15 protein-coding genes are annotated in these 18,014 nt (G+C 39.2%); 9 read left to right on the top strand and 6 right to left on the bottom strand.

Annotation, left to right across the window (positions count from 1 at the left end):
- The first annotated feature begins 234 nt into the window (after window positions 1-234).
- The 7 genes from ACP6L2_RS09495 (at window position 235) to ACP6L2_RS09465 (ending at window position 8,442) form a co-directional block, all read left to right on the top strand.
- The gene (locus ACP6L2_RS09495) at window positions 235-588 is read left to right on the top strand and encodes a HesB/IscA family protein (protein ID WP_344673080.1); all 354 of its coding nucleotides are present in this window, start codon (window positions 235-237) and stop codon (window positions 586-588) included.
- An 872-nt stretch (window positions 589-1,460) separates the two neighbouring features.
- Complete coding sequence (ileS, locus tag ACP6L2_RS09490; protein ID WP_440509587.1) at window positions 1,461-4,874, top strand: isoleucine--tRNA ligase; 3,414 nt, start codon at window positions 1,461-1,463, stop codon at window positions 4,872-4,874.
- 3 nt (window positions 4,875-4,877) lie between these two features.
- Window positions 4,878-5,261: a TraR/DksA family transcriptional regulator gene (locus tag ACP6L2_RS09485; protein WP_440508982.1), complete on the top strand. Its 384-nt coding sequence runs from the start codon at window positions 4,878-4,880 to the stop codon at window positions 5,259-5,261.
- Between the two features lie 56 nt (window positions 5,262-5,317).
- On the top strand, window positions 5,318-5,968 hold the full coding sequence (locus ACP6L2_RS09480) for a lipoprotein signal peptidase (RefSeq protein WP_344673082.1): 651 nt from the start codon (window positions 5,318-5,320) through the stop codon (window positions 5,966-5,968).
- A gap of 67 nt (window positions 5,969-6,035) precedes the next feature.
- Window positions 6,036-6,986, top strand: coding sequence for a M20/M25/M40 family metallo-hydrolase (locus ACP6L2_RS09475; RefSeq protein WP_440508981.1), 951 nt, complete (start codon window positions 6,036-6,038; stop codon window positions 6,984-6,986).
- The gene (locus ACP6L2_RS09470) at window positions 6,974-7,906 is read left to right on the top strand and encodes an SDR family oxidoreductase (protein ID WP_440508980.1); all 933 of its coding nucleotides are present in this window, start codon (window positions 6,974-6,976) and stop codon (window positions 7,904-7,906) included. The genes ACP6L2_RS09475 and ACP6L2_RS09470 overlap by 13 nt, the downstream gene beginning before the upstream one ends.
- A gap of 2 nt (window positions 7,907-7,908) precedes the next feature.
- Entirely contained in the window at window positions 7,909-8,442 is a 534-nt protein-coding gene (locus tag ACP6L2_RS09465; RefSeq protein WP_440508979.1) for an acyl-CoA thioesterase, read from the top strand.
- 710 nt (window positions 8,443-9,152) lie between these two features.
- Here the strand turns inward: ACP6L2_RS09465 and ACP6L2_RS09460 are convergent.
- The 4 genes from ACP6L2_RS09460 to ACP6L2_RS09445 are packed head-to-tail and all read right to left on the bottom strand — an operon-like array spanning window position 9,153 to window position 11,563.
- Complete coding sequence (locus ACP6L2_RS09460; protein ID WP_440508978.1) at window positions 9,153-9,569, bottom strand: EVE domain-containing protein; 417 nt, start codon at window positions 9,567-9,569, stop codon at window positions 9,153-9,155.
- A 41-nt stretch (window positions 9,570-9,610) separates the two neighbouring features.
- Window positions 9,611-9,961, bottom strand: coding sequence for a gliding motility protein GldC (gldC, locus tag ACP6L2_RS09455; RefSeq protein ID WP_344673087.1), 351 nt, complete (start codon window positions 9,959-9,961; stop codon window positions 9,611-9,613).
- 10 nt (window positions 9,962-9,971) lie between these two features.
- Window positions 9,972-10,214, bottom strand: a complete 243-nt coding sequence (locus ACP6L2_RS09450) for a hypothetical protein (RefSeq protein WP_440508977.1) — start codon at window positions 10,212-10,214, stop codon at window positions 9,972-9,974.
- Window positions 10,211-11,563: a DEAD/DEAH box helicase gene (locus ACP6L2_RS09445; protein ID WP_440508976.1), complete on the bottom strand. Its 1,353-nt coding sequence runs from the start codon at window positions 11,561-11,563 to the stop codon at window positions 10,211-10,213. The genes ACP6L2_RS09450 and ACP6L2_RS09445 overlap by 4 nt, the downstream gene beginning before the upstream one ends.
- Before the next feature lie 111 nt (window positions 11,564-11,674).
- Between ACP6L2_RS09445 and ACP6L2_RS09440 the strand changes: the two genes are divergently transcribed.
- Both ACP6L2_RS09440 and ACP6L2_RS09435 read left to right on the top strand, forming a co-directional pair.
- The gene (locus tag ACP6L2_RS09440) at window positions 11,675-13,813 is read left to right on the top strand and encodes a S46 family peptidase (protein ID WP_440508975.1); all 2,139 of its coding nucleotides are present in this window, start codon (window positions 11,675-11,677) and stop codon (window positions 13,811-13,813) included.
- Between the two features lie 127 nt (window positions 13,814-13,940).
- A complete protein-coding gene (locus tag ACP6L2_RS09435; RefSeq protein ID WP_344673091.1) occupies window positions 13,941-14,123 on the top strand; it encodes a histone H1 in 183 nt (60 codons plus the stop codon).
- 230 nt (window positions 14,124-14,353) lie between these two features.
- Here the strand turns inward: ACP6L2_RS09435 and ACP6L2_RS09430 are convergent, their stop codons facing one another.
- On the bottom strand, window positions 14,354-15,139 hold the full coding sequence (locus ACP6L2_RS09430; RefSeq protein WP_440508974.1) for a GLPGLI family protein: 786 nt from the start codon (window positions 15,137-15,139) through the stop codon (window positions 14,354-14,356).
- Window positions 15,140-15,141: 2 nt separating this feature from the next.
- Window positions 15,142-17,928 carry an outer membrane beta-barrel protein gene (locus ACP6L2_RS09425; RefSeq protein WP_440508973.1) on the bottom strand — a complete coding sequence of 929 codons (2,787 nt, stop codon included), beginning with the start codon at window positions 17,926-17,928 and terminating at the stop codon, window positions 15,142-15,144.
- Between the last annotated feature and the right edge of the window lie 86 nt (window positions 17,929-18,014).

Raw genomic sequence — 18,014 nt, 5'->3', positions numbered from 1 at the left:
TTAACAAATAACCAACTTTTATCAAATGTTTTTTATCTTTTGCCATTCTGTTAAGCAATACCGCTCTTTTTAGCCAAATCCTCAGATTGAAAATCGATTACATTTTCGTTATAGGCAATTCAACAGGCCCAATTCCTTTCCCCTATTTCGTTGTCGGATTGTCATAATAAGTCCAATAATCGGAACTGCTCAAGAAATTATGTAATTTTGCAGGAAGAATAACAGAGGAAAAGCATGGCTACAGAAAATATCACAGCAGTTGCTCCGGTAACATTGACTGAGGGCGCATTAAAAGAGCTTAAGAAATTAATCGACCAACAGGAGATCGGAGAAGACTTCGGTCTACGTGTAGGTGTAGAAGGTGGAGGTTGCTCCGGCATGAGCTATGTCTTAGGTTTTGATCAAAAGAAAGAAGGTGATTCGGAATATTCTATTGAAGGCATCCGCGTATTCATGAATAAAGCCCATGGATTATACCTTGCAGGCATGGAAATCGACTTCAAATCGGGATTAGATGCTCGAGGATTTGTATTTAACAATCCTAACGCAAACAGCACTTGCGGCTGCGGAAGCAGTTTCTCCGCATAAGGAAATTAACGATATAGTTTAAAACAGCAGTCTTTGAATGTAAGGCTGCTGTTTTTTATATCCTCATTTTGTATTCTTAAAAACCTATCCCCTCTTTATCCTTGAAGTTTAGTTCCTATTAAGCGCCATATTCCCTTGAGTTCGGTTCAATACGCTTAGGGAATTTCTAAGGATTTAATAGGGATCTCCTTCAGATCTCGTTCGGTCGGAACCGAACGAGATCCGAAGGAGATCCGAACAAGTTCCGAAGGAGATGCGAAGAAGTATCGAAGGAAACCTCTGAGAGAGACAGTTAGACAACAGACGAAAGACAACAGATTTTAAGCCTTTTGGCAGGGAAGAGAAATTGCATTTACAACTCAGAGCGAAGCGAAGAGTCTGAGCCCTGTGTAGGTCGGTATCAGAGCACTAGCGACAAGCTATCTAGGTAGCACGCCAGGTAGGGGCGGTACTGAGAGAGCTTGAAGAAAAGGGATTTATCCTGTTCGAAAGCGAACGGAATGTCCGCCCGTTTATTTTTTGAGACACCAGATAATAGACAACAGATAACAGATTGGAGAATTTATTTGATGGCGGGCGATGCATGCATCGACCGATAATACGTCCGAAAAAACCTAGTCCGCCAATAGGTCTAACTACTCTGTACTAATAACTATAAACTGCTCGCAGGACCAAAGTCTGTTATCTGATGTCTAATTTCTAACAGCGAAGCGATTTCATATCCCATATCTAACAGCGCAGCGGTCTCACATCTCACATCTCATATCTAACAGCGAAGCGGTCTATCAACTATTAAAATACGCTTAGGCTTATCATATTATGGTATTAATTCACTAAATTAGCGACCTTAAAAATTAGTATACGAATTAGTGATGTACAAGGAATATAAGCAGTTAAATCTACCGGAGATCGGCCAAGAAGTATTAAAACGTTGGGAATCGGCGAATATTTTCGAAAAGAGTATTTCCAATCGTCCAGCGAGTAAACCCTATACGTTCTACGAGGGACCCCCATCTGCGAACGGTATGCCGGGAATTCACCACGTAATGGCTCGTACGATCAAGGATATTTTCTGTCGTTATAAGACCCTAAAAGGCTTTCAGGTAAAACGTAAAGGTGGTTGGGATACACACGGTCTTCCAATCGAATTGGCGGTGGAAAAGACTTTAGGCATCACCAAAGAGGATATTGGAAAGAAGATTTCTGTAGAGGAATACAATGAAGCATGCCGTAAAGAGGTAATGAAATACACCGACGTATGGAATGACCTGACCATGAAAATGGGCTACTGGGTAGACTTGGAAAATCCATATATCACCTATCAAAATGTATACATTGAAACCTTATGGTTCTTGTTGAAGGATCTATACAAAAAAGGTTTACTATACAAAGGCTATACGATCCAACCTTACTCTCCAGCTGCTGGAACAGGATTAAGTTCGCATGAATTAAATCAGCCAGGCACCTATAAAGATGTGAAGGATACAACGATCGTTGCAGAGTTCCGTTTGGATAAGCAACAGATCCATCCGATGATTGACAGTTTAGTCGAATCAGAAGATGAAGATGTAGCTTTCATCGCTTGGACAACTACTCCATGGACGCTTCCGAGTAATACAGCTTTGGTGGTAGGAAAGAATATTGATTATGTGAAAATCCGCACGTTTAACCAGTATACTGGAGCACCAGTATCGGTTATTTTAGCGAAAAACCTAATCAACAAGCATTTTAAGGCAGAAGGTCAGCAGGTTTCATTCCAAGATTACAGCTTTGGAGACAAAGTTATCCCATGGGAGATCGCTTCTGAGTTTAAGGGTGAGGAATTAGCCGGCTTACGTTATCATCAATTGATGCCATATATCACTTCAGAGGAATTACGTGAAAATGCTTTCCGCGTAATCATTGGCGACTTTGTGACCACAGAAGATGGTACAGGTATCGTGCATGCTGCACCAACTTATGGTGCGGATGACTTTCGTGTCGCGCGCGAGAATGGTGTTCCAGCGATTTTGGTGAAAGATGAAAATGGTAAAGATGTACCTACGGTAGATCGCACAGGCCGTTTTGTAAAGGAAATTACTGATTTTGCGGGACGATTTGTTAAAGAAGAATATTATTCCGCAGAAGAACGCGAAGCTAAGGACTTCCGTCCTACTGACGTTCTGATCGCTATTAAATTAAAAGAAGACAACAAGGCATTTGATGTCAAGAAATACGAGCACACCTACCCACACTGTTGGCGTACGGATAAACCAGTATTATACTATCCATTGGATAGCTGGTTTATCAAAACGACAGCGAAGAAAGAGGAATTGGTTGCTTTAAATAAAACCATTAACTGGAAACCAGAAGCTACAGGATCAGGACGTTTTGGAAACTGGTTAGAGAATTTGGTGGACTGGAACCTTTCGCGTTCGCGTTATTGGGGAACTCCGCTACCGATTTGGCGCAGTGAAGATGAAAATGAGGAAATCTGTATTGGCTCTATGCCAGAGTTGAAATCCTTATTGGAAGCTTCTTTGGAATCAGCTGTTTTAACCGAAGAAGAAAGAGCTGTCAACAAGGCCTATTTGGATAAATTTGGTACAGAGGCATTAGACCTTCACCGTCCTTATGTAGATGATATTATCTTGGTTTCAGAAGGTGGTCAGAAACTATACCGTGAGCCAGATCTAATTGATGTTTGGTTTGACTCTGGCGCTATGCCTTATGCACAGTGGGGGTTAGACTACGATAAATTGGCTAAAGGGGATGCACTTCCGTTCAAGGATGAATATTTCTCGGCATTCCCAGCAGATTTCATTGCTGAGGGTGTTGACCAAACACGTGGATGGTTCTTTACTTTGCATGCCATCTCCACCATGGTCAGAAACTCCATCGCATTCAAAAATGTGGTTTCTAATGGATTGGTATTGGACAAGAATGGTAATAAAATGTCTAAACGTCTAGGAAATGGAGTTGATCCATTTGCTACGATTGAGAAATATTCTGCTGATGCTACTCGCTGGTATATGATCAGCAATGCCTCTCCATGGGATAACTTGAAATTTAACGAAGAAGGCTTGGATGAAGTTCGCCGTAAATTCTTTGGTACTTTATACAATACCTATGCATTCTTTGCGCTTTACGCAAATATCGATAAGTTCTCTTATGCAGAACCGGATATTGCTATTGAAAAACGCCCAGAGATTGACCGTTGGATTATTTCCCTATTAAATAGCTTAAGCAAGGAAGTAGACGAGTTTTATGCAGATTATGAGCCTACTAAGGCTGCTCGTGCAATACAGAACTTTGTAGATGAGCACTTGAGTAACTGGTATGTTCGTTTGTGTCGTCGTCGTTTCTGGAAAGGCGAATACTCGGAAGATAAAATCTCCGCATACCAAACGCTTTATACCTGTTTGGATACGATCGCTAAGCTAATGGCCCCTATCTCGCCGTTCTTTGCTGATCAATTGTATTTGGATTTAAACGCTGTGACCAATAAGGAATCGTACGAATCGGTTCACTTAGCAGATTACCCGGTTTACCACACCGAATTAGTGGATAAGGACCTAGAAGAGCGCATGGCATTGGCACAGGATATTTCATCCCTAACCTTATCCCTACGCAAGAAAACAGGTATCAATGTTCGTCAGCCATTGAGTAAAATCATGGTTCCGGTATTGGACAGTTCTTTCCAAACGAAGGTAGAAAAGGTGAAGGACTTGATTTTATCGGAGACCAACATCAAGAATTTGGAATTTATCACAGATACTACAGGTATCATCAAGAAAAAGGTAAAACCAAACTTCAAAGCTCTAGGTGCGAAAGTAGGAAAAGACATGAAATTGGTAAGCGCTGCTATCCAGGCATTGGATGCTGCACAAATCAATGAGTTGGAAAGTAATGGCAGCATTGCGCTAGCAAACACGCCATATACGATCAGTACTGAGGATGTAGAAATCATTGCAGAGGATGTTGAAGGATGGCAAGTAGCTAACTTAGGACGCTTGACTGTGGCCTTAGATATTCATATCGACCAAGAATTAAAAGAGGAAGGACTTGCACGTGAGTTGATTAATAGGATTCAAAACCTGCGTAAGGACAAAGGATTTGAGGTTACTGACCGTATAAAAGTAACTATTAGTCAAAATACTGAAATTCAACAAGCTGTACAAAATAATTTCTCGTATATTTGTACCGAAATTTTAGCCAACAGTCTAGAATTCGATAGTGTACTGGCAAATGGAGATACTATCGAGATTGACGGAGAGAATTTATTGCTACTAATAGAAAAAATTTAAAGTATGGGAAACACAGAGAAAACAAGGTACAGTGATGCCGAATTGCAGGAGTTTAAAGCAATAATTCTTGAGAAGTTACGTATTGCTCGCGAAGAATTGACCTCACTTACCAAATCATTGAGTAACAGCAATGCCAATGGGACTGATGATACGGCAGGAACCTACAAGACCCTAGAAGATGGGTCAGCAACTTTGGAGAAAGAGCAAACCAATCAATTGGCCGCTCGTCAGAAGAAGTTTATTGACAATCTTGAAGCAGCACTTGTGCGCATTGAAAACAAAACTTACGGTATCTGCAGAGAAACCGGAAAGCTTATTCAAAAAGAAAGATTGAAAGCAGTACCTCATACAACATTAAGTATTGAGGCAAAAAACAAACAATACTAAACGAAAGATTAAGTTAAATGGTCTTTGTGTTCTTGCAAAGACCATTTTTATGTATTATGAAAGGATATACTAAGCCCGTACTACTCATTACCATCATTTTATTGATAGACCAGATTTCAAAATTCTGGGTAAAATTAAACATGGTCATTAATCAACAATTCAATGTGATTAGTGATAAGGTATTGATCCATTTTATTGAAAACCCAGGCATGGCCTATGGGATGGAATTTGGTGGTGAATACGGTAAATTATTCTTAAGTGTATTCCGCATTATTGCAGTGATAGGCATAGGTTATGGTCTTCACTACATGGTCAAGAACAAGTATAACCGTGGGTTCATTATGAATGTGGCCCTTATTTTCGCCGGAGCAATGGGTAACATCATTGACTCGGCATTCTATGGAATGATCTTTAGTGAGAGTACACCTTTCCAAAAAGCCGTACTTTTCCCTGAAGGAGGTGGCTACTCCAGCTTCTTACATGGATACGTGGTCGATATGTTGCATTTCCCATTAATCAATGGAACATTCCCGACTTGGTTTCCATTCTGGGGAGGCGAGCGATTCCAATTCTTCAGCCCTATCTTTAATGTCGCTGACTCGGCTATTACGGTTGGTGTAATCTTAATCTTGTTATTTCAGAAGCGTTACTTCAAAGAAGAACACGTCGAGAAATCACATGTGAACAGCGAGATTATTGAAGATTAATTCTTGAGGTAACCTATTCTTAACAGGTTACTATGTACATTATTTTGTTGAATCCGTATATTTGGTTATGAAAAATATCCGAACTGTACATCTTGTACTATGTATTCTCCTTCTTGCAGGAACTTTTCAAGTCACACAAGCTCAGATCAAGGTTAAAAACCTACAGAAGCACATCAACTACTTATCATCCGATAAGATGAAAGGTCGTGAGACTGGAAAAGAAGGATCACATAAAGCTGCTAATTACATTGAAAAGCATTTTAAAAAATATGGTCTTCAAGCCAAAGGAGAACAAGGGTATCGACAACCTTTCATGGCTAAAGTCACGCGAACTAAAGTGGCTGACCCTGAACGTCCATCGGATAATATCATTGGATTTTTAGATAATGGTGCAAAATATACCATCGTCATTGGAGCACATTATGATCACCTGGGATTAGGCAATATTGGTGGAACAAGGGATTCTTTGGGTGTAGGCAAGATCCATAATGGTGCAGATGATAATGCATCCGGTGTAGCTGGATTGTTGGAATTAGCCCGTCATTATGCAACCAATAAAGAAAAAGAAGCCTTCAATATGTTGTTCATTGGCTTCGGTGCCGAAGAACTGGGACTATTGGGCTCTAAATACTTCACAGAAAACCCTACCCTTCCATTGACAGATGTTCACTGGATGTTGAATATGGATATGATAGGACGATACCAAGAGGCCAATGGTTTGGCGGTTATCGGTTATGGTACCAGCAGCGCTTTCCCAAAAATATTTGACGGCCTAAGCAGCAGCATTAAATTCAACAAAAGCAAGGATGGAAATGGCGGATCGGATCAAACTTCTTTCTATAAAAAGAATATCCCTGTCTTATTCTTCCATACTGGTGGTCATGACGATTACCATAAACCAAGCGATGATGCTCCATTAATTGATTACAAAGCAATGGAAGCTATACTCAAATTGGAAATCGATGTGCTTAATAACTCGATGAAGCAACCTAAAATGGATTTTATATGGACAAATTAGGAAGTTCAAATACGCGGGTACTGTTAACCGGTTCCAATGGTTTGTTGGGTCAGAAGCTAACTGATTTTATTATTCAGAAAACAAACTATTTACTTTGTTGTACTTCTCAAGGAGTAAATCGCAATCCGAATACTTTAGGATATGATTTTGTACAATTGGATCTTTTGGATAAGGATGGCTTGAAATCTTTAATTCAAGAGTTTCAGCCTAGCCATATTATTCATTGTGCGGCGATGACCAGTGTAGAGGCTTGTGAACAAGAAGCTGATAAATGTCAGCAATTGAATGTAGATCTGGTTGGCAATTTAGCGGACTGGGCAAAGGAATTCGATTATCACTTAACCTTCTTATCTACAGACTTTGTATTTGACGGCAAAAACGGGCCCTATAATGAAGGCGATCCGGTGAAGGCTTGCAATGCCTATGGGCAAAGTAAAATTGAAGCAGAGGCGCTTATTTTAGGCTCAGGGTGTCGAGCTGCTATACTTCGTACTATTTTAGTCTATGGTGTAATTGCAGACAAGAATCGGTCAAACTTAGTACTTTGGGCAAAACAGAAACTAGAAAAGGGCGAAAAGATAAACGTAGTGGATGATCAGTGGCGCATGCCCACCTGGGTAGATGATTTGGCGATGGCCTGCATCCTTTCCGTGGAAAAGAACGCAGAAGGTATATTCCACATTTCCAGTGAACAGCAATACAGCATTATTGAGGCTGTTTATGAAGTTGCTGATTTTTGGGGATTGGATAAATCCTTGATCTCCCCAGTACATGCTGCAGATATCGGACAAGCAGAAAATAGACCGCAGCGTACAGGCTTTTATCTTGATAAGGCTAAAACCGAATTAGGCTATGTCCCTACCTCATTTAAAGAGTCATTAAATTACATTGATCAACAGATCAAATACTATAATTCATAATCATGCAAGAAAAATTCGCGAAAGAATCCTATACCGAAATGAACGAACTGGTTCTTCCCAATGACACCAATACCTTTGGGAATTTAATGGGGGGCCGTCTACTTTATTGGATGGACATCTGTTCCGCTATGGCAGCACAAAAACACTGCAACAACCAGGTAGTTACCGTATCGGTAGATAATGTTTCTTTCCGCAGATCCATAAAATTAGGTGAAGTCGTGACGATTGAAGCACAAGTTACTCGTGCATTTAATACTTCTGTAGAAGTACGCATGGAAATCTTTGCGCAAAACCTTCCACTTGGCACCAAAGTTAAATCCAATGAAGCGTATTACACTTTCGTTTCCATTGATGAAAACAATAACCCCAAAGCTATTCCTACCTTAATTCCAGAAACAGAGAATGAAATCAAGCTTTATGAAGCAGCATTACAACGTCGCGAATTGAGGTTGTTGCTGGCTGGCAAATTAAAGCCTGAGAATGCTAAAGAAATCGGAAACCTGGTGGCATTGTTTACTCCGAAGGAAGCTGAGTAGAACCCGAAGGGAGTATTAAGTATTTAGTATAGAGTAGTTAGACCTATTGGCGAGGAAATAATCTTGCTACTTACAACTCAGAACGAAGTGAAGTGTCTAGGCCCTACGGGCAGTAATTAGTCGTTAGTAGTTAGATCTATGGCGGAGACTATTATAACAGAATATTTAGTGAAAATTGTTAAAAGCGGTCGATAAATTGACCGCTTTTTTATTAGAGGTATTTAGGTAAGTATGCATTATTTAAATCGGGCAGACATTCCGCTACGCTAAGTACTGCCCCTACGCTGGGCGGCTACTTGGCGGTTAGGAAACTATCTAGATAGCACGTTAGGTAGGGGCGGTACTGAGTGAGTTTGAGGAAGAGGGATTTATCCCTGACGAGAACGAACGGAATGTCCGCCCGATTATTAACTATTAGCTATAATGTATTTTTATTTTTGATTTAAAAGCGGTCGAAGCATGCTTCGACCCTACTGTTAGGGATATAAACAGCAATATTTTCACGATTGTTTGTAGGGTCGATGCAAGCATCGACCGCATCACATACACAACTCATCTATAACACATTATCCCTCATAAAAAAGGCAACATAATTTGAAATTATGTTGCCTTTTTTTATTGTTTAAAGTTCAGGGGAAGACTTTGTTTATCAATTACACACCAATCTCACTCGCCAATAGGTCTTTATACTAACTACTCAATACTAAATACTACTTCGTTCCTTCCGTTCCCAAAGCAACGAGTCTATCGAACTCTTCTGCCTTAAGCGGCATAACGGATAATCGACCTTGTCTAACCAAGGCAATATCTTGCAGTTGAGGGTCAGCTTTAATGGTCTCTAGGGTTACCGGATGTTTTAGTGTCTCCACTGGAGCTAAATCTACCACCACCCATTTCTCATCCTCTGTGGTCGGGTCTTGGTAATATTCTTTCACTACCTTGGCAATACCAACAATTTCCTTACCCTCGTTACTATGGTAAAAAAGCACTAAATCGCCTTTCTTCATAGCTTTTAAGTTGTTTCTCGCTTGGTAATTGCGAACACCGTCCCAAAAAGTCTCGCCATCTTTATTAAACTGTTCCCAGCTGTATTTAAAGGGTTCTGATTTTACTAAGAAATAATTCATTAATGCTTTCTTTTAATTTTGATCAATTGAAAAGGAAGGCGTTAGTTTTGACCTTCTAAGATTTCCATTTTATCGGCATAGTGTGCACAATAATCGCGTAAATCACCGATTACACTTTCCGCCATTGGATCACCACCTGAAGCTCTTAAGAAAGAATCACCTAAGGTTTGAAGGGTTTCATAAAAGAAGCGCTTCATTTCATCGTAAGGCATATCTTTAGTCCATAAGTCAATGCGCATAGAGTTTTTGTATTGGCTATCCCATAGGGCTAAGAACATCGCCTTCGCTGGTAGCTCATCACTGTTCTCCCCATCTGAGGAACTCCATTGGATCATCTCTGGAACATTATTATCGTCCAATTCTACTTGGAGCTTTATTTCTGCTTTCTTCATATCTATTATTCTAAAATATTGATTTAATTACTATACTGATTATACCAACGACCAGGATAAATCCTAATTGCATAATCCAAAGTCGTTTGACATCCTTGGTCCATAATCGGAACAGGATATCCATGGCAATTAAGAATACGACTAATATGGCCAACCATCCCCAAGAGATAAAGGTCTGTCCCTCCTCTCCCATTTCAGTAATTGCCCAAACTAATATACAGGCTAAGCTTATGTTTAGCGGTGTTAATTTCATCGTTTCTTACCCGGTCTACCGGTATTGCCCGATCTAGAAGATCCTTTTCTTGCAGGTTTTGACTTTCCCTTAGCAGAAGATTTTCTGCTACTGTTCATTTTCTGTGCGTACTTTTTCTCATGGAATGCTCCTTTAAAATCAGGATCATCCTTTTTCTTTTGATTATCAATTTCCCTTGCGATGGCTTGTCGCTCATCAAAAGGTGTTTTCTCAATAATCAATCCTTCTGGTAAGTCGATAACCGGAATACTCTGTTTTATCAGCTTTTCAATTTTCTGTACATTATACTCTTCAGCCGGATTACAGAATGTAATTGCCGTTCCGGAGTTAAATGCACGTCCTGTACGACCAATGCGATGCACATAATCCTCAATGACAATAGGAACATCAAAATTGATTACATGACTGACTTGTGAGACATCCAATCCGCGAGCAGCAACATCCGTGGCCACTAGAATACGAACGGAACCCTCCTTGAATGCATTAATGGAATTAATACGTGTATTTTGTCCCTTATTAGCGTGAATGACACGAACATCTTCAGAACCATATTTACGTTCCAAGAAACCGAAAATATTATCTGCAACAGCCTTAGTTTTACAAAAGACTATAATCCTAGAGAAGGCTTCATCGTCTTTAAAGAAATGCTGCAGAAGATTTAGTTTTGTTTTTAGGTTAGGGACATGATACAGACTTTGTTCTACCGTTTTTGCTGGAGTAGCTTGTTCAGTCACTTCAATAACGGTTGGAAACTCCAAAAAGTCACCTGCAATCTTGCGAACCAATTCACTCATGGTTGCTGAGAACAGTAGATTCTGACGCTTGCGAGGCACAATCTCCAGGATACGATGGATTTTAGAGATAAATCCCATATCCATCATCTTATCTGCTTCATCCAATACTAGGAACTTCAGTCCTTTGACATGGATTTCCCCTTCTAAATAAAGTTCTAGAAACCTTCCAGGTGTTGCAACGATAATATCACAGCCTTTGGCTAATTGTTCTTTTTGAGTTTTAGGACCTAAACCACCATACAGCAATACGGTTCTCAAATCTAGGTAAGTGGAGAACATGCGGATATGCTCTTCAATTTGCATGGCTAATTCCCTGGTTGGACTTAAAATTAAAGCACGAGGATCATTTCCTTGCGCATATTTTAAGGTCATCAACATGGGAAGCACGTAAGCAGCTGTTTTACCAGTACCTGTTTGTGCTATTCCCATCACATCTTGCCCTGCAAGAATGGGTGTAATTGCCTTTTCTTGTATTTCTGTAGGTTGGGAATAACCAGCCTCAGCTACGGCATTGAGCAGCTGTTTATTGAGTTTAAAGTCTTCGAATGATGCCATCTGGGCAAAGATAACGAAAAGCAATCAATCCCTCGAACGCTGTTTTCGAAGCAAACATTTTGATTTGCGCATAAATTCATTGAAATTTGTGAGTAGACAAAAAAGGTTGTTATGAAAAAAATTGTATTATTATGTGCGCTGACATTGATTAGCGCGTTCTCGTTTGCCGACGAGGGCATGTGGTTTCTAATGTATCTGAAGAAGATGAATGAAGCCGACATGCAGAAAAAAGGCTTGAAACTATCTGCTGAAGAAATCTATAGCATAAACAACTCCAGTTTAAAAGACGCCATCGTTCAATTCAACGGCGGCTGTACGGCGGAGATTGTTTCTGGAAGTGGTTTAGTATTTACGAATCACCACTGTGGTTATGGAGCAATCGCTGAGCTTTCAACGCCTCAACACGATTACCTAACGAATGGCTTCTGGGCAAAAAATCATGCCGAAGAACTTAAACCTAAATCTTTATACGTTCGTTTCTTTGTGCGTATGGACGATGTTTCCAAACGCATCTTAGGTTTAGTAAACGACAAGATGTCGGAAAAAGAAAGAGAGAAAATCATTAACCAAGAGATCGCTAAGATTCAAGCTGAAAATAGCGAAGGTGGTAAATACGTAGTTTCTGTTCGTTCTTTCTTCAACGGAAATGAATATTACTATTTCGTTTACCAAGACTATACTGACGTTCGCTTAGTAGGTACTCCTCCGAGTAGCATTGGTAAATTTGGTGGTGACACCGACAACTGGGAATGGCCACGCCATACTGGTGACTTCTCTATCTTCCGTGTATACGCGGATAAGAATGGTAACCCAGCTGAGTATTCCAAAGAAAATGTGCCTTTGAAACCTAAATACTTCTTGCCAGTAAGCATTAAAGGAATTAAAGAAGGTGATTTCTCGATGATCTTAGGTTATCCAGGTCGTACAAACCGTTGGATGAATGCTGCAGGTATTGATCAAAACGTAAAATACGCTTATCCTGCATGGGTTGAAGCTTCCAAAGTTGGTATGGATGCCATGAAAAAACACATGGATAAAGACCAAGCAGTGAAGTTAAACTATGCTTCAAAATACTCTGGAGTAGCTAACTACTGGAAAAACAGACAGGGTATGATTGATGCTTTAACCAAGCATAAAACTGCTGCAACCAAAGCTAAACAAGAGAAGAAATTCAACAAATGGGCTAATAAGCCAGCTAATAAAGAGAAATATGGTGATGTAATCAGTGTAATCAATGATTACTATGCAAAAACTAATGAGAAAGCAAGACACGACAATTACTTGACTGGTCTATTGCGTTCTTCTACTTTTGCGGCACTTCCTTACTCTTTAGGACAGGCATTGGTACAATACGCACAAGCAAATGAAGCTAAACGTTCGGAAATTCTTCCTCGCTTAAACGCTTTCCTTGCTGATAACTACGATAAGGCTTATATGCCTTTAGAGGTTGATGTATTAGCAGATGAGTTAAACTTATATGCTGCAAAAGGTGGTAATATAGCGCCTTACATTCGTGAGATGGCGACCAAGAACAATGGTAATTTCCAAGCCGATGTACAAAAAGCATTCGACAACAGTATCTTCGGTTCTAAAGCTAAAATGGAAGCTTACTTAAAAGCTCCAGATGCCGCAAAGGTTCAAAACGATCCATTGTTGAAAATCTCCACAGCATTAATGGATAAATACCGTGAGAGCAATCCAGAATTAGAAACATTGACCGATAAATTCCAAGCTGCTACCCGTAAATACATTGCAGGTGTATTGGAAATGGATCCAAATGGTAAACATTATCCAGATGCAAACTCTACTTTGCGTTTAACATATGGAACAATCCGTGCATTACCTAAGGATTCACGTAACGATGCGAAAATAAATAATTACACGACTCTTCAAGGTACTATCGCGAAGTATAAAGCAGGTGATGAGGAGTTCGACCTTCCTAAACGTTTAATGGAACTATATGAAAATAAGGACTATGGACGTTATGCTGATAAAGCAGGTTATATGCCAGTTAACTTCTTGAGTGATCAGGATATCACTGGAGGTAACTCAGGTTCACCAGTATTGAATGGAAATGGCGAATTAATTGGCTTGGCTTTTGATGGAAACATTGAAGCAATGGCAGGAGATGTAATTTTCGATCCTAAATTGCAACGTACAATTTCGGTAGATATCCGTTATGTATTGTTCATCATCGATAAGTTTGCAGGAGCAACAAATATCATTGACGAATTGAAAATTGTGGAGTAAGAGCCTCAATAGGGCGATTTGAAACATAAAAAAACATTACAAAATTCGCTTTGTTTGTATTCCTTTTGTATATTTATGATATATTAGAGAATTAATTAAGAAAAACTAAAATTATATTAATTAAAAAATGGAAAACTACACTAAATTAAAAGAGCTAGTAGCTTCAATCGAAGCTGATGCGGAAAAATTCTTCAACAACGGTAACTCTGCTGCTGGAACACGCGTACGTAAAGGTTTACAAGATATCAAAACCTTATCGCAAGAAATCCGTAACGAGATTACAGCTAAGAAAAACGACGGTAAGAAATAAGCTATCAGCGTTTTAAATAAAAAAGCCCGACTTTTCCAAGTCGGGCTTTTTTTATCTTTTATGAAACTGGAGGCTTAAAAAATAAAGAACATGTATAGATATATTCTTCCTCATGATAGCAATTAGAATCAGACTGAATATCTCTTTGTATGGAAACAAAAAATCGGAGCTACCTAAGGCAGCCCCGATCTTACTAAACAACAAACAAAATGTTTTATTTACAAGCTATGTTACAAAAACATAGCGGCTAACATCAGATTTAACTGCTGTTCGGTCATCCATTGACCCATAATCTCTTTCATTCTAGCCTTTGTTTTTTCACGTGACATTGGCTCCTCCTTTTTCTTAAAGATATCCGATTTAATTGTCGGAGCTGTCAGTTCCACTTTCTTAGCATAGATATTCATGTGTTGCTCAGGTACAACATAGCCTAAGATCATTCCAGGTAGTCCATGAATAGTTCCCGGACCAGCAGAAGTAGGGATTTGATCGGTGTAAAAAGCAACGACATAAACGGAATCTAACGTAATTCCATTGGCACGACGACAGTCATATCCAGCAATATTGCGGTATTCATTGGTAATCTTCCATTTTACATCCGTCAGGCTATCTTTTATAGCAACACCTGATCCGCCCATTTCTAAAGCGATCATAGACTCATTTTTCTTTAGGTTCTGATAGACTTTATTGTTGTTATCTAACATCGATAACATCTGGGCAACCAAAGGTGGCTGTTGCTTTTCTACAGGCTCAAAATAAACCTCATCTCCACGGAATGAAAGCTTCTTCTCCAGAACAGCTGTTTCAGGCGACTTGGTGATCATTTGTTCGATATAGGTCCTGGACATATCCCCAGGCTTCAAACTATTCATATAACGCTTCATAAGGTTCTTCACGTGAATAGTTTTCTCGAATGTAATACTTCCTTCTGTTGGAAAGTAGGCATATTGTGCTTGTGCCGATTGGATGCTTAATCCAAGGATAAATAAAACGGCAATATATAGTGTCTTCTTCATGATTATTTCGCTGCGTTCATTTTGGTGAATTCCCAAGTTAATTTCAACATGTAATATCTAGAAATGGTGTTATACGTATTCTGCATAATCGCTCCGTTGCTTTGGTATCTGCGGAAGCCTTTATTTTGGTTAAACACATCATTCACATAGAAATCTACGATAAGGTTCTCCCCTTTCAAGAATTTCTTGGAAACACCTGGTTTAAACAATACCTGTTGGAATTTATCCGGTAGGGCTTTTGTTGGAGCTTCATAAGTATAGGTCCCTTCACCATACAAGGTAATCTTAGCAGGCAGATATGCTTTGAAGTTCAAGTCACTGTTCAAGGTAAAACCACTACTGTTACGTTCTGGGTTTAAGGTAGTTTCCATAAATCTAAATCCAGGAGACACATTCCAACTAAAATCAATTACTTTAGTGGTTTGTCTTTCTAGTCCTAAGCCAATGGAGTAGTTATAGTTTTGACTTTTATTTTCTAAGAAATCATTTGTAGGATTAGCAACAGTTCTGTCATTGATGTAATTATATCCTGAGAAATAACTTCCATTCACTCGTACATTACCTTTAATCTGGTGTTTCCGGATTAAGTCAAAACCACCACCGAACCATAAATTGGCAGAGTTTGATGGTTTATCCATATTCTCATAATACAACTTACGATAACCTCCATTTTCGATAACCACATTCTGTTGGATCGCATCATAGGTCTGGCTGAAGGATAAGTTACCGTAGGTATATTTACCTTTCATCATGTCCCAAGATTGATAGCCCAAATTCACATTGCTGTTTTTTGAAGGTTTCAGATTTTCATTACCGATGATCTCAACCATTTGGTTTTCATTCTGACGAAGCGGTTGTATTTGGAACAATGAAGGTAAGGAATTATTGAAATTATAACTCAATCTTAAGGATTTGGTCTTCGATAAGTTATAACGGAAATGAGCATTAGGATTATAGGTCAAATAATCACGGCTCAATGAGGTATTCTCATAGTTATTAAACTGTTGTCTATCATCATAGCGGATATTATTATTCAAATTAATATCAACTTTCTCTGTCTTGTAACCAAAGGAAATATTTGCTGAATTTCTGAAATTATTGAAATTAAAATCGTTACTGAAATCCTGGTCTAACACGGTATAATCGCCTACATTATCTTTATTGAAAGCACGGTTAATGGAGTGTGTTTTAGCCATCGCGTACTCATAGCCAATGGAGGTTCTAAAACGTTTACCCAATGGTTCTGTATAAGTAACAGATGTTCTTAAGTTATTGGAGTTAGACTCCTTATCTTTAAATTGATCTATTGGCGAAGAAGTGCCATCAATTAAATTATTTGTATTTGACTGCAATAAAAGCGTCCCTTCATCGTCGGAGTTATTACCAGCGAAACGCAATGATATGGATCTTCCTTCTTTCTTAAACTTACGTGTAAGGAATGCTTCATAGGAGATATTTTGGTTGGTTGTTTCACCAGTTTGGTTGGAGAAGTTATCCGAAACTTTGGCGTCATTCTGATAGGTTTCACCATCTTGACGATTAAAGTTATCTGAATTCACTTTAGAACCCGACAATTTTGCTGTAAAGCTCGTCAAGGAGTCAATTTTCAGATCATATTTCGTATAAAAGCGATGTCTATTTGCATCCGATTTGGATCGATTCGAATTGCTGTTTTTCAAAAAGCCACTTGCTGTAGGCGATTCTGAAATGGAATTATCCGTAAAATCATTTTCAATTTGACCATATTTATAACTTAGGTTGATTTTATTTTTCTTCTCATTCCAAGCATCCATGAAGGAAATACCACCTGTTAATGCCCTTGGTTGACCTTTGCCATTCCAATAACTAAATGGATCACCTCCAAAAGAAAAACTCATCCCCCCTTCGTCATCGATGGAAATAGACTCTCCCATGCCATATTTTTCTTCATCTTCCCATCCTAGACCAACTTGTCCGTCATTGGAACCAATACCATATGCTGATATCTTACGAGAACCTTTAAACCTATTGATAGCTACTTTGCCCAAATAGAATCCATTATCCCCATCGGTACCACCAGCTGCTTCTGCTTTACCAAACATACCGTTCTTAGCGTCCTCTTTCAGCTGTACATTAATGGTCTGAACGCGTGTTCCATCATCCACACCAGTACGTTCTGCTTCTTCAGATTTTTTCTCATATACCTGAACCTTATCCACCATATCCGAACGAATATTACGGGTTACCAAGGTAGGATCATCTCCAAAGAATTCTTCACCATCTACCAATACCTTTTCCACGGTCTTCCCTTGAGCAGTAATCTTTCCTGTTGCATCTACAGAAATACCTGGCAATACTTTCAATAGGTCCTCTACTTTAGCATTTTTCTCTGTTACAAAGCTTGAAGCATCGTACTCTACCGTATCCCCTTTTATGACAACTGGGATCTTTCCAGTCACTAAAATCTCTTCAATTAAGGCAGCAGAGGATTGCATGGTAACTTGACCAAGCTGAACATCTCCAGTACCCTTTTTAATATTCCGATAGTAATCACCAAACTTAGGATAACTGACTATTAATAATAGATCAGAAGTGTCTGGGTTGACCATACTAAACTTACCATTCTGATCCACACGAGCAAAGTCCACTAAAATGGAATCTTTCGCTTGGAGGAGCATAACGCTGGCATTGGCCAATTTTGTTTTGTCAGTTTCAGATACGATTTCCCCCGTAATCTTCTTTTGGGCATGTGCTTGCATGGTCAGCACACCGAAAAAAAGGGAGAGCAATAGGCTAGTAAAAAATTTCATAATGTATTAATGTGAATTTAAGATAAATGGTGTTGCGAAATTATCACAATTGTGTGAACATTAGAAAAAGCCGGAATACTTTAACA

It is taken from the genome of Sphingobacterium lactis (assembly GCF_051951495.1).
GTDB lineage: Bacteria > Bacteroidota > Bacteroidia > Sphingobacteriales > Sphingobacteriaceae > Sphingobacterium > Sphingobacterium lactis_A.
Note: the sequence above shows the minus strand (reverse complement) of the source record. Positions and strands in the feature narration are given on the sequence as shown.